This is a genomic window from Acinetobacter johnsonii (assembly GCF_048551975.1).
GTDB classification, from domain to species: Bacteria; Pseudomonadota; Gammaproteobacteria; order Pseudomonadales; family Moraxellaceae; genus Acinetobacter; species Acinetobacter johnsonii_A.
In genome coordinates this window covers 1-12,609 of record NZ_JBIMCF010000036.1, presented here as the reverse complement: position 1 = coordinate 12,609, position 12,609 = coordinate 1, and the positions used below count along the sequence as shown (strand labels likewise).

At 44.5% G+C, this 12,609-nt stretch carries 12 protein-coding genes and 1 pseudogene; 4 read left to right on the top strand and 9 right to left on the bottom strand.

Annotated elements, in window-relative coordinates; genetic code table 11:
• Nucleotides 1-74 precede the first annotated feature (74 nt).
• On the top strand, nt 75-1,016 hold the full coding sequence (locus tag ACG9ZB_RS15705) for an AraC family transcriptional regulator (RefSeq protein ID WP_419326695.1): 942 nt from the start codon (nt 75-77) through the stop codon (nt 1,014-1,016).
• A 2-nt stretch (nt 1,017-1,018) separates the two neighbouring features.
• Nucleotides 1,019-1,759: a hypothetical protein gene (locus ACG9ZB_RS15700; protein ID WP_419326693.1), complete on the top strand. Its 741-nt coding sequence runs from the start codon at nt 1,019-1,021 to the stop codon at nt 1,757-1,759.
• 523 nt (nt 1,760-2,282) lie between these two features.
• Here ACG9ZB_RS15700 and istB read toward each other — a convergent pair.
• Both istB and istA read right to left on the bottom strand, forming a co-directional pair.
• Nucleotides 2,283-3,047 (bottom strand): IS21-like element helper ATPase IstB, encoded by a 765-nt coding sequence (gene istB / locus ACG9ZB_RS15695; protein ID WP_016167552.1) that lies wholly within the window; start codon nt 3,045-3,047, stop codon nt 2,283-2,285.
• A pseudogene (gene istA / locus ACG9ZB_RS15690) lies at nt 3,044-4,564 on the bottom strand (IS21 family transposase). Before istA ends, istB begins: the two are co-directional and overlap by 4 nt.
• An 873-nt stretch (nt 4,565-5,437) precedes the next feature.
• Between istA and ACG9ZB_RS15685 the strand changes: the two are divergent.
• A complete protein-coding gene (locus ACG9ZB_RS15685; protein ID WP_000257537.1) occupies nt 5,438-6,724 on the top strand; it encodes a GAF domain-containing protein in 1,287 nt (428 codons plus the stop codon).
• Between the two features lie 617 nt (nt 6,725-7,341).
• Nucleotides 7,342-8,319: a sensor domain-containing diguanylate cyclase gene (locus ACG9ZB_RS15680; protein ID WP_002119794.1), complete on the top strand. Its 978-nt coding sequence runs from the start codon at nt 7,342-7,344 to the stop codon at nt 8,317-8,319.
• Nucleotides 8,320-8,538: 219 nt separating this feature from the next.
• On the opposite strand, the gene ACG9ZB_RS15675 is transcribed toward ACG9ZB_RS15680, so the two are convergent.
• From ACG9ZB_RS15675 to msrA, 7 genes are read right to left on the bottom strand one after another with little or no spacing between them, the layout of a single operon-like run.
• Entirely contained in the window at nt 8,539-9,201 is a 663-nt protein-coding gene (locus ACG9ZB_RS15675) for a peptide-methionine (S)-S-oxide reductase MsrA (RefSeq protein WP_001281573.1), read from the bottom strand.
• 9 nt (nt 9,202-9,210) lie between these two features.
• The gene (locus tag ACG9ZB_RS15670; RefSeq protein ID WP_000857678.1) at nt 9,211-10,485 is read right to left on the bottom strand and encodes an acetyl-CoA C-acetyltransferase; all 1,275 of its coding nucleotides are present in this window, start codon (nt 10,483-10,485) and stop codon (nt 9,211-9,213) included.
• Nucleotides 10,482-10,790 (bottom strand): antibiotic biosynthesis monooxygenase family protein, encoded by a 309-nt coding sequence (locus ACG9ZB_RS15665; protein WP_000582514.1) that lies wholly within the window; start codon nt 10,788-10,790, stop codon nt 10,482-10,484. The genes ACG9ZB_RS15670 and ACG9ZB_RS15665 overlap by 4 nt, the downstream gene beginning before the upstream one ends.
• A 50-nt stretch (nt 10,791-10,840) precedes the next feature.
• Nucleotides 10,841-11,086: a glutaredoxin family protein gene (locus tag ACG9ZB_RS15660; protein ID WP_000905740.1), complete on the bottom strand. Its 246-nt coding sequence runs from the start codon at nt 11,084-11,086 to the stop codon at nt 10,841-10,843.
• 54 nt (nt 11,087-11,140) lie between these two features.
• Nucleotides 11,141-11,581: a peptide-methionine (R)-S-oxide reductase MsrB gene (msrB, locus tag ACG9ZB_RS15655; protein WP_000483554.1), complete on the bottom strand. Its 441-nt coding sequence runs from the start codon at nt 11,579-11,581 to the stop codon at nt 11,141-11,143.
• A gap of 31 nt (nt 11,582-11,612) precedes the next feature.
• Nucleotides 11,613-11,873: a glutaredoxin gene (locus tag ACG9ZB_RS15650; protein WP_001076938.1), complete on the bottom strand. Its 261-nt coding sequence runs from the start codon at nt 11,871-11,873 to the stop codon at nt 11,613-11,615.
• 3 nt (nt 11,874-11,876) lie between these two features.
• Nucleotides 11,877-12,365 (bottom strand): peptide-methionine (S)-S-oxide reductase MsrA, encoded by a 489-nt coding sequence (gene msrA / locus ACG9ZB_RS15645; RefSeq protein WP_000762837.1) that lies wholly within the window; start codon nt 12,363-12,365, stop codon nt 11,877-11,879.
• Nucleotides 12,366-12,609: the final 244 nt, after the last annotated feature.

Genomic DNA, 12,609 nt, shown 5'->3' with positions numbered 1-12,609 from the left:
TTTGGGAAAAAAGAAGAGTTTAAGGAAATTTTGGCAATTTTAAGAAGGCAGAATCCTGATAGGATAAGGGTTCTGTGAAATTTGTCGTGTACAGAGAAATTTTAGATAAGGTAGAGCTTACTAGCAGCTACTGGTATAGAACCTCATTTGCGGGAGACTGGGGCATCAGCCTCCCGCAGGAAGAGAATCTAGCGAGATTTCACATCGTGACTCATGGCGAGTTTTGGTATGAGGTGCCAAAACTTAAACTTAAAGCATTGGCGGAGCAGGGCGATATTTTGATCTTTTTCAAAGGGATGGAGCACACCATGGCCAGTGCACCAAAAATCAAGGCCGAGCCTGCGGTCGAATTTAGAGCTAAAGCCAACCTCACCGAAGCTCAAGTTTTGGAATACGGTGATCAGAGCAAGCTCAAAGCCAACGTCGTTTGCGGACATTTTTGTTTTAATGGCGGACCCGATCATCCATTCTTAAATTCGCTGCCAAATGTCGTGCATATCAAGAGTGCTGATAACTCCCACTCGCCTTGGCTTGCCATGCTTTTAAGTATTATAGAGCAGGAAGCAAAATCAGGGCTTCCTGGAAGCAACACGTTAGTCAGAAAGCTGACCGAAATTATCTTCGTGCAAGCGTTAAGAATCCACATGTACAAATCCAATAAAAATGCTGGATTCTTCAAACTGATCGAAAATCCGCAACTCAGCAAAACCTTGGAAGCTATTCATCATAGTCTCGATAAAAAATGGGGTCTTGACGATCTCGCCGGGATTGCGGGGATGTCGCGTACGAACTACAGCGTCAAATTTAAGGAGCTGTCAGGCATGACACCTCTTGATTATTTAACCTATTGTCGGCTTGAAAAAGCAAAGCAGCTGCTTAAAGAATCCGGTAAGTCTGTTCCCGAAGTGAGTGAAGCCATTGGGTATCCGGCACATGAACACTTTCAAAAGTTGTTTAAGAAAAAAATTGGCAAAACTCCTAGCGCGTACAGAAAAGAAAATTCTGAAAAGGTGTAAAAATGAATATCTATAACTCTCCTGTTACCAAAATAGCTTTCTGGGTCATCGTCGTCGGCAGTGTATTCTGTCTTCTTCTCCCTTTATTCTTACCTCTTCTTCCTCTTCACTACTTGAAGGATTATGGCGAAATAGGAGATGCTTTTGGAGGTATTTCGAACCCATTCGTACAGATACTAGGTTCAGTAGTTCTGTTTTTAGCGCTGAAAGCCCAGATTGATGCGAATAGAATCCTTCATCAGCAAATCGAAAAAGAAAACACGAAGGAGCAACTAAGGCACGAGTTAGATCAACTTCACGAACTTTATATGTTCGTCGAAAGAAACATTAAAAATTTTAGCTACGATCAGGAAAAGATGATTGATGGCAAGTCGCAAATGATCCTTTTGCATTCCCGGCGAGCGATTAAATGTTTCATTGAGGATCTAGAGAGCTTAGATGTTGATATTCACAAAGATGACGACATTTTAAGGTTCGACGGGGTTAAAGAAATTATGAGCATTTTGAACAGCGTTGACCTATATTTCGACAAAATCAAAGACAGCGAGATTGCACCTTATCATAAGAGTTTTTATAAAACGCTTATGCAGCACGAACTTCTCTTCAGCGTTTTTCCTTATCAAGATCTCGACAATCAAGCGTACCTAAAACAAGAGCATTGCCCAGAGTGTGGTGAATATCATGCAAATTATCCGCCACTGATTTATGACCGGTTACAGAAAATTAAAAAAAGTTTCTCCTGATGTATTATGGATATTTATTCGGTATCGGTCCTACCAAAAAGCTATTTGTAGTATCTCGAGTACGTGCTGTGGTGTAGTAATTCCAATCTTAGAAAACTCAAAGCTTATTCTGAAACTATCGGAATTGTCGGTTGGGTGAGACTTAGTCGCCCCGTAAAGCCTTATCGGGGCGGCAAAGATAACTTTTTATATCACTGCTATTGATGACGTCCTTTGTTTACTAAAGTTGTAAGCCCTTATTCTTTGTTTTAGACCTTCAACCACTCCGGGCTTGTCACTAGGAGAGTCCCCTTGGCTAACCTTAGCCGTCAGATCGTATTCAGCGATTTCTAGCCGGTCCCCCTGAATCATTTTACGCCAACCGTTCCACAACTTAGGGTCAAGCTCTTCGGTACGCCAACCATCGGTCGGTTCGCTCCGACTCGCTAAAGCCAGATCCCTGATTTGGTTCTGGAGCGTTAGATCGTCAATCATTGTTCGGCGTCAACTATCTTGGCCGGTTCGCGTCAATTATGATGGCCGGTTAGGTTTTCTCATTTTTCCTACTTCCAGCTTGTTTTAACTGATGTTGTTTTCGATAGCTTTCTCCTTCTAATTCTATAATTGTCGCGTGGTGGATCAGCCGATCTATGGCCGCTACCGTCATCATGCTGTCTGGGAAGATCTGATCCCATGCACTAAACGGGTGATTGGCTGTGATGATCAGGCTACCGCTTTCATATCGATGCGCGATAAATTCAAACAGTACCTGGGTTTCTGCATCGGTTTTTTTCACATAACCAATGTCATCAATGATGATCACCTGATACTTATCCAGCTTGCTCATCTCGCTCATCAGATCCAGTTCGCGCTTGGCTTGTTGTAACTGTTGTACCAAGCCAATGGCTGGAAACAGTTTGCAGCGTATGCCTTGCTCAATCAGCCGGTAACCCAATGCATTGGCTATGTGTGTTTTGCCGGTGCCACTGGGGCCAATCAGCAGGATATTATCGGCGTGATGTGCCCAGGACAGGTCTTGGTGCAACTTGGCGATGAGCGCTTGATTTGTCCGGCTGAGCACGCTGTTATCCAGAGTGCTTAAGGTTTTTCCCGGTGCCAGCCTCCCTTCGCGTACCCAGCTTTGTGTGCGCCGTGTAAAGCGCTCTGCGAGCTCGTATTCGCATAATGCCGCAAGGTAGTCACTGTGCGACCAGCCTTTTTCTACCGCGGTTTGCCAGAGTTTTTCATAGTGCCTGACGAACGCCGGCAGCCTTAATTCTTTGAGCAGTAATGCAACGGAGGAAGTCAAAATGGCACCTCCACATCGTGTTTCGCCTGTGCCTTTAATGACGTTAGCAGTGCATCATAACTTTGCAGGTTATGTTGCTTTGTCTTAATGTCTGGTGCGCTTTGCGGGGTGTAAAAGCGCTCCTGAATGGTTTTGGCACTTTCAAACAGACCGGCTCTGGCCTCTTGCAACAAGGTCTCTCCCAGCTCTTGTTCGCTATCGTATTCGCTCGCCAGCCATAACACCGTGACTATCCATTTACAGGCATCCTGTGCTGGTAACGCATCATCCACTAACTGCCACAACTGCCGGTAATTGTCGTCAGGTAAGATATCATCCCGCAGTTGCGAGTAACGAAACGCCTGCGGTTTAGCGGCCAGTGAGCGGATAATATGCCGGTAGTTGATACAACGTGCACGGCTTTGGCCGAGGGCCGGGTAAATTCGTGGCAAGGTCAGCGCCACTTGCTGGCCCACATAGAGCACCAGTTTGTTATGATACAGCCGTACTTGCAGGCGTTCGCCAATCAGTCGTGATGGCACGCTGTACACCACCCGGCGCACTTCAATGGTGGCACTACGGGTGACTTTAATGCTCAGCAAGGTGTAATCAACAGCATCATATTCCGGTAAGGCTTGCAGGGTTTGCTGTTCTTCTAAAAAGCGGCTGCGTGAGCGCTGGTTTAGCTTGCCGACGATTTGATCAATAAAGGCCTGGTAGGCTTCGATACTGTCAAAGTCACTGTGGCCGCGAAGTAGCAGGTGCTGCGCCAGACGGCGTTTAAATGAGCCATTAGCGCACTCCACTACGCCGTTCTCATGCGATTGCCCCAGGTTATTGCGCGTTGGCGTCATGTTGTAATGCTCGCACAAGTCCTGATAGGCATCTGTCCAGACATTTTGCGTATTGTTCCTGGCGGCACTGAGGCTATCGGTGCGATGCTCCACCGGACAGCCACCAGCCTGCGTCAGCGCACGCTGTAAACCGGTAGATAAGGCAGAATAGCTCTCACCACCCTGAACCACAGTGATGGAACGCCAGCCGCTATAAGCGAGGCGGAACTGATACAGCAAATGAGCAAAGGGTTGCTGCTTAATGGTGATCGGGCTATCAGGATGAGTAAAATCAGAGAAGCCCTGTAAACCGGGTTGAGCTTGCTGGCGGAAGATGACATCTTTCTCCGGGCCATGTAGTGCTTTCCATTTCTTAACCCGACGCTGCAATGTTCTCAGAATTCGCTGGTCATATTGGTTTGGATAGAGCGCCTGCAAATGCTCCAGCAAAGTAATAGGCGTAAGCTCTGGTTTAGCGTTTAAAAGAACAACTAGATCGGTTTCCCATACGGCTTCCAGTGGATCTTAGCGGGTGCGCCAATCTCTATCAGCTTTAGCGCGGGGTAAGGTGTTGGACTGCTCAATACGTCGGGCAGTGCGGGGGGAAATGGCAGACTTCGCAGCAGCGATTTCTTGAGTCATGCCTTGTTGGCGATGCTGCATATACAGCTCCTCTTGTCGGTGGGTGATATGTTGTCCAGGCACCTTGAACTCCGAACAGAAAACAAGGTACCTATTGTGACACCCAACCGGCCAAGATAATTGTCGTCAACCGGTCATCCTAATTGTCGCCGAACACAATAGTTCGTATAATGTGACTTATTAGACAGTTTACGTAGGGGCTATGTATGGATGCAGACTTTGGATATCAGATTAAAAGAGTTGTGAAATTAAGGGTTCACGAAAAACTGCAAATATAGGGCAAATCAGATTGTCTATACCCATAATTTAGAGCGCCCGAGCATCAGGAACTCACTGAAAGCAGACGTTTCTGAAAATAAACAAGGCACAGCGCTTGAAAATTTCGAGACATCAACGTTTTGCCAAAAGGCTAAAAATGCGTGCACTACTCATTTCGCATTTAAAGAGAGCATCGGTTATTAGGCAATAACGATGTGGCCAAAATTTGTCGACCACTACACTATCTCGTAAACGAGTTTGATAGACGTCAACTAGTACGTATTTTTAGTGTAAGGTCATATTAATGCACGATGCTAAACTCTGCTGTGAGCTAGGTAGGATGTATAAATACCATAAATATTTCAATGCTTTACTTTTTAAAGCTCAAGTGAGTTACTCAGTTCCGACTGTTGGTGGCAGATTTGGAATCTCGCGATTTGTCTTAAATGTCAGCCAAGCAAGTCTCTCGCTAATAAAGTGTTGACTATCCCTGACAAAGTAACAATTTCTTGCCATAATCAGACTTAAGCACTTTACTTAGAGTGTATGTGCGCCGCTTAATGCATCAATGCTGCTAATTCCCTGATTGACATCAATCACTTTGTTTCCTGTTTGATACTCTGAGATAAACAAGATCGAATGATGCAAAAGGGGACTATTTAAATACTGAGGGAACAAATGGCAGTAGATTTGAGCATAGAAACCGCTCTGCTCCTAGAGCGCTGGCAAGGCATTGTAAACTCGATGGCTCAAGTCGCGGAAGTGCCTTGTGTGCTGATTAATCGATTAGATAAAAACGAAATTTGTCAGGCTGTTGGCAGTGTGTCAGTACCAACTTTTTATTGCGGTGAACCTGTTCCATTGGCACTTAACACTTATTGTTCCCAAGTCATTTCCAGTAACCAGCCATTACTAGTTGAAAATGCAATCGGTACCCGATATGAAAACAATAACCCAACATTTGCAGCAGGCTTTAGTTATTACTATGGCCTGCCATTGCTTTGGCCTAGCGGAAAAACTTTCGGTACTTTGTGTATGTTGGACTTTTCAAGCCCAGATCGGGCATCACAACACTGTTCCTTACTCACACTTTTTAAGCAGGCCATTGAATACGATTTACAGATGCTTCAACAACAGCAAGATCTGCTAAAGCGTGAGCAACAAGCAGACAAAAAATTTATACAACTATTCAATGAGATGTCAAATAGGATAAGACCGGTAACTAATAATAAGTTGCTTCAATCTGAGTTGTTTGTACTTTTGACAAGCCAATACCAATACTGGCATCAGGAACTGGATAAGCAGCTTAATCAAACCGTCCTGACTGATGAAAACTCCATTCATATAGCGGCACTGGTTCGAATTTGGTCAAATTTGTTGGCGATTGCCCATGAAACAGAATGGTTGAGAGCTACGGCAGTTCTAGAACCTTATAGTTGTGATGCTGTTGCGTCACTGGTCAATGCAACTCCATTATTAGAACAAGCAGTGTATAAAACAGCGCTGACCCTTGGTGCTGATCTCGTTTTGAGGAGTCATTTGCCTAATCCACTGTTACTAAGTGGGAAACCAGAGTTATGGTCTCTGATAGGACTAGCTATCACGAGCTTTTTAGTTGTTGGCGCCAGCGGTACAAGTATAACTATTTTTGTCAGTAACCGATTAAAAGGTAAGTACAGAGTTTTGGAATGGTCCCTTCTTGTAAAAGGCCAGACGATGCCGCTGCGTTTTACCCGCGATAATCAAGCGCTTTATGGTTTTGCAACAGTATGTGCCGAGTTAGCGGGTGCTGTTCTTGAATCTGGTGAGTGGCAATTAACTGAGAGTCTTCAGCAACAGAGTCGTTATCTCAACTCAAATCGTGATCACGTTGACGACATTGAAAGCAGGAATGCTTCAAGAACTGCTAATGGCATAACCAGGCTTATCTGCTTATCGATACCGGTGATGGGAGACGATTTATAAACACTCAGCGATGATCAGCGAAGTTGTGTTTTAGTTTTCTTGTTGGCACTACATCCGGTATGGCGGCCTTTAATCTGAGAGTGACACTTGGGATAACTGAAAAACTGGCTGTGATTCTGCTGAACGGAGCTTGGTGCTAAGCATGTTGGCGTCATTCAAAGCAAGGTCAACACTGCTATTAACGTTTACGATTATCTGACGGACGTGCTGCTGCGCGTCAACCAACATCCAGTAAGCAAGGTACATGAACTAATGCCGAAGTTACGGAAAGCTCAGTTCGAAAGCGCATTACAGCGTTCAGCTCTATTTAGCAATCCCGATGCTTCGGTAAAATAAGCCACGGAAAATGCTCCGGAGGCCGCATGCACACTAAATAGATGACGTTAGACGAAGAGTTGGATTTAAACGAGCAAATTATAGAGCCTGCGACCGGAAAAGCCAAAAGTTTATAAATACAGCTAAAACTCAAATCAAGCAGGCGAATATTGTACAAAACAATACCATTGCTACAGAGATAACTTCAAGTCTGACAGATCTATGCTAGAGTTAAATCAACGATTTAATTCATTTTTCTATGCAGGATCTTTGAAAAATGCAGTAGAAAAACGGAGAAGTACATGACCTTTAGTTTAGCTCAAACAGCTAGTGCAGAAACCACACTAAAAGCACCTGCTGAAGCAGATCAGAACCTGCGGGATATCACTGAACTGGCGTGTTATATCTGTGATGCACCAGTGGCTATGGTGACGCGAACCGATGACACAAAGCTGAATCTAATTGCAAAAGTTGGTATTTCGCGTACCTCTGTATTAATTAAAGAGTCCTTTTGCGTGTATGCAATGGAAACACCTGATGCGGTAATGGTGGTCCCTGACGCTACTTTAGATCACAGATTCAGTACCAATGCTATGGTGATTTCAGGACCTGGCTACCGATTTTATGCTGGCTCGCCGCTGATTGATCCCGAAGGTGCAGTGATTGGTACTATTTGTGTCTATGATCATGTTCCTAAGCAGCTGAACCAGCGGCAGATAAGCTCTTTGCAGGCTCTGTCCAGACAAGTGATCGCCATACTGGAGCTGAAAAAAGTCGGCGAACAATTACATAATACCAGCATGACGGATGCGCTGACAGGGGTGAACAACAGAAGAGCTTTTGACCTCAAGTTTGAAGCTGAATTTGCTCGCTGGCAAAGAACAGGACAATCTTTTGTACTGGCATTGATTGATATTGATCACTTTAAGAGTTTTAACGACAGCTATGGTCATGCCGCAGGAGATGAGGCACTGAGTCAAGTCGCGGCTCTGTTTCAGCGCCATAGCAGGAACTATGACTTTTTCGCCCGTTATGGTGGTGAAGAGTTTGTGCTGATCCTGCCAGGCACAGACACAGCGTCCGCAAATAAAACACTGGAAAAGTTAAGGCTGGTAGTGGCTAACCATGAGTGGTTATTACGACAATTAACGGTCAGCATAGGTTTGGCCAGCGCTGATTTATTTGACGACAAAAAGCAGTTGCTCGAAGTCGCCGATCAGATGTTATACAAAGCTAAAACCCAAGGCCGCAATCAAACCAGTGTGTTCGCCACACTGTAAGAGATCTGTTCATGCTGCGCTGATCTCAAGACCTCATAAAAACTGAGGTCTTGCTTCGGTCGATAAGCTGGTCTGATATTGGCATTATTTATTCCTTTCAAATACATGGGTAATGCGACTTACACAGATTTTTTATGCTCTCTTGGACTCCATGTGAAGGAGATCGTCACATTCTTTACATATAGAAAATAGAGTTCTTTAGCCAGCTGCAATTTCAGATTAACCGATTCGGTAAGCTTTCTGCATTTCCGGAGACAACTTTTTTAGCCAGCTTGAGAGACTGAAGCCTTTTCTATCGGTACTATTTAATTTAGTAAAATACAGATGTTCATCCCAGCGAGGACCGAAATCTACTTCTGCAAGACTTACAAGCTGTTTGTTTCTGCGAAGACGATGCTTTTGATGGTAATCTTCGGCGGGCCAAAAATAACCATTTTGTTCTCCGGCCTCAATCACCTCGGGAGATTTCTCCTTTCCAATCGCTTGAATCAGTTCTTCAGCTACTTGTTTTTGCTCCAGATCAAAAACAAAAAGTATCTGGCGATACTGGCCCTGCTTTCTACCATGAACAGACCATGATTCAAAACTTCCAAGAAGTTCCCTGTAGCTGATTTGGTCTTTATCGTAGATCACTCTGACGACTTCGGCGTGTCCGTTGATGTTGCGGTAACTCGGATCCAGAGTTGATGCTCCAGCGTAGCCAACACGTGTTTGCACTACTCCCTGCGTCCCTCCAAAATTAGAATCCGGTCCCCAAAAGCAACCCATGCCGAAAACCGTTTGACTAAGCTTCCCGATTTTCAATGCTTCTTCGATTGCTTCAGGGGTTGCAAATTCATAGCTTTCAACACCGTCTTCTTTATTCATTTTTAGATCCGACATATTTTTCTCCTAACTTTCAAGAATTGTAGCCACTCCCATTCCTCCCGCCGTGCAAACGACGATAAGGCCACGTTTTCCAGGACCAGCTGAGTGCAGTATCTTTGCTAAAACTCCGACGATCTTAGCGCCAGTAGCCGCAAACGGATGCCCAAGGGCAATGCTACTTCCACGGACATTTAGCTTCGAGCGGTCAATTTTTCCGAGAGGCTCTGATCGTCCCAAACGTGTTTTGCAGTATTCAGCAGACTCCCACGCCTTCATCGTGCAGAGCACTTGTCCAGCGAACGCCTCGTGAATTTCGTAAAAATCAAAATCCTGAAGCTTTAAGCCGTTTCGCTTCAATAATTCACTGACCGCCACAGTTGGAGCCATGAGCAAACCTTCGCCAGCGACGTAATCCACGGCAGAAGTATGAGAATCCACAATCTTGGCCAACAGCGGCCAATTATTCTTTTTAGCCTCTTCTTCGGAAGCCAAAAGAACGGTGGACGAGCCATCTGTGAGCGAGCTTGAATTTCCCGCCGTCAAAGTCCCTTTTTCTGATTTATCAAAAACAGGTTTTAACTTCGACAATTTTTCCAAAGTTGTATCAGCACGCAAAATTCCATCGGTCTTATTTCCTTGGAATGGAAAGACGAGATCATCATAAAACCCATCTTTATATGCTTGAGCTGCATTTCTGTGACTTGCCAGCGCTAACTCATCTTGCTCTTGGCGAGAAATATTCCACTCTTTAACCATGAGTTCGCAATGCTCACCCATTGATTTTCCGGTGCGTGGCTCAACCACTGCGGGCAACACTGGCTTTAGATCGCTAGGTTTAATTCCTAAAATGATTTTTACTTTCTCACCAAGCGTTCTGGCAGAATTCAACGCAATCAATTTTCTTGCGAAAGTTCGACTAACCATAATGGGCAAATCGCTGTTGCTATCAACACCGCCCGCAATGCCACTTTCAATTTGGTGGCTAGAAATTTTGTGAGCAATCTGAATCGTATTTTCCAAGCTCGTTCCGCAAGCACGTTGCACGTTATATGCCGGAGTGTTTGGATGCAAACCGGAGGATTGAACGACTTCACGAGCCAAATTCCAGTTAGCCGAGCTGTGCATGACAGCTCCTAAGGCTACATCGCCCACAGTTTTTCCTTCCAAGTTATATCTATCAACTAAACTCTTTAGGCTCGCCGTCATTAGTTCTTCACTTGAGACGTCTCGATATGCGGTCATAGATTTCATAAATGGAATCCGAGCTCCACCTACGATATAAACGTTTCTCGTTTTCATAATTTCACCTCCGGCTTTGTGTGCCGTTCAAAAACTTCTCCGACCTTCACGTCGTACGATTCAAAAATGTAGTCTTTGCCAAGCATCTTGGCTTTTTTGTGTTCGGGATGCTTATCCCAAGCATCGAAAGCTTCTCTGGTAAGGAACTCGACAATTAGAACATCTTCACCGTTAGGAGAAGAAAACCGCTCATGGCTTCCGTAACCAGGAATGGCTTCGACAAGCGCGGACATCTCGGCGTATCTTCTTTCAAACTCCCCACCGTGCTCCTTGGCAACACGACTGCGGACAACTGCTATAATCATTGATCTGACTCCTTACTAAGCTAATTACAATCCTCAAAAAAAAGATCTCGTTATTTCATCGAAGCTTCCAACCACTTGTCGAGATCCTTGAACTTGGGGTTTCTCAGCTTCTTTGTCCCAACCAGTATTGTCGGGAAATTTAACTTTCCAGTAGTATAAAGGGATCGCAGTTCATCAGCTGCCGCGTCGTCTTCGTGAACATCTAAAAAATCAAACTCGATTCCTTTTTCTTTCAAGTACGACTGGTAAATCTTGGTTTTATGGCAGTCTTTATGACCGAACAGCTTAATCAACACGAACGGCTCCTTTTTTCAAAAGGTTCACTTTCATAAACCCCCTCGATTTAAAAATTATTCTACAAACTTCAATGACTCCGAGTTGATGCAGAATCGAGCCCCAGAGGGCTCAGGACCATCTGGAAAAACGTGCCCTAAGTGGGCTTCGCACACATTGCATAGCACTTCGATTCTTCGTCCGTAAGTCGTGTCCAGTTCATATTGAATTACGTTGTCGGCGACGGGCTCAGAAAAACTCGGCCAACCTGTTCCCGAATCAAACTTAACGTTCGAATCAAACAGTTCAGTGTCGCAGCCCGCGCAGGCATACCGTCCTGCCTCATAAAATGAACAGAGTTCCCCAGTGTGAGGGCGCTCGGTGCCTTTCTTCCGCATGACATTAAATTGAGCGGGCGTCAGAATTTTTTTCCACTCTTCCTCGCTCTTTTCTACTTTTCTAGGAGGAGCGGGAGTGCCGTTATCGAGATAGTTGTTAATGCTTTCCCAGTTGAACATAAATTTGCTCCTTTATTTTTGGGTTTGTTCTTTAGCTATCAATCCACGCGAAGAAGTCAGTCGCGCTACCAATGAATTTTCCATCCACAAAAACTTGCGGAACAGTTTGAAGGTTGGTTTTTTTCTTCAACTCATCATAAGTCTTGGGATCGTCATCCACGCGAATTTGTTTAAAATCAACTTTTTCAGAAGTTAAGTACTCCTTCACGCGTTTACTAAACGGACAATGGTCTTTTGTGTAGATGACAACGTTCTTAAGTTCTTTCATTTTTTCCTCTTTCGTTTGATTCATGGTTTAATCTCTCTCAAAATGGCACGTGTACCCGTGGGGATTCTTCTTCAAATAGTTTTGGTGATACTCCTCAGCGTCATAAAACTCTTTTTCCAAGGCTACCGTCGTGACCACGGGATTCTCGAAGCGACCGATCTCATTGACCTCATCAATCACGTTTTCGATAATCGCTTTCTGTGCATCGTCACGATAGAACGCTGCCGAGCGATACGAAGTGCCAACATCATTTCCTTGGCGATTCTTCGTAGTCGGATCATGGATTTTGAAAAAGTAATGTAGAATCTCTTCGAGAGATATTTCGTCTTGGTCGTATTCCACGCGAACCGCTTCGGCGTGCCCCGTTTTCCCTGTTATAATATCGGCGTAGGTAGGATCATCAAAATCTCCGCCAGAGTAGCCCACCTTCGTTGACGTCACACCGTCCAGACTCCTAAGGAGGTCTTCGAGACCCCAAAAACACCCTCCGGCAACGATCACATAATCTAGTTTCATAAAGCCTCCTTAGTTTTCATCCACTTACTGATTAGACTGACTTTACAGCATGTAAAATAGATATAATATGTTCAATAGTTCGTATAACATGACCTATTGGACAGTTTACGTAGGAGCTATATATGGATGTTCTCAGTGAAATTTTAGCTCTGTACACGACAAAAATAGATAACTCATTGAAATAATGTCACAATAATTGTTTTCTAACGACGAATACTATGACACATCTCAATGAGTTATATCT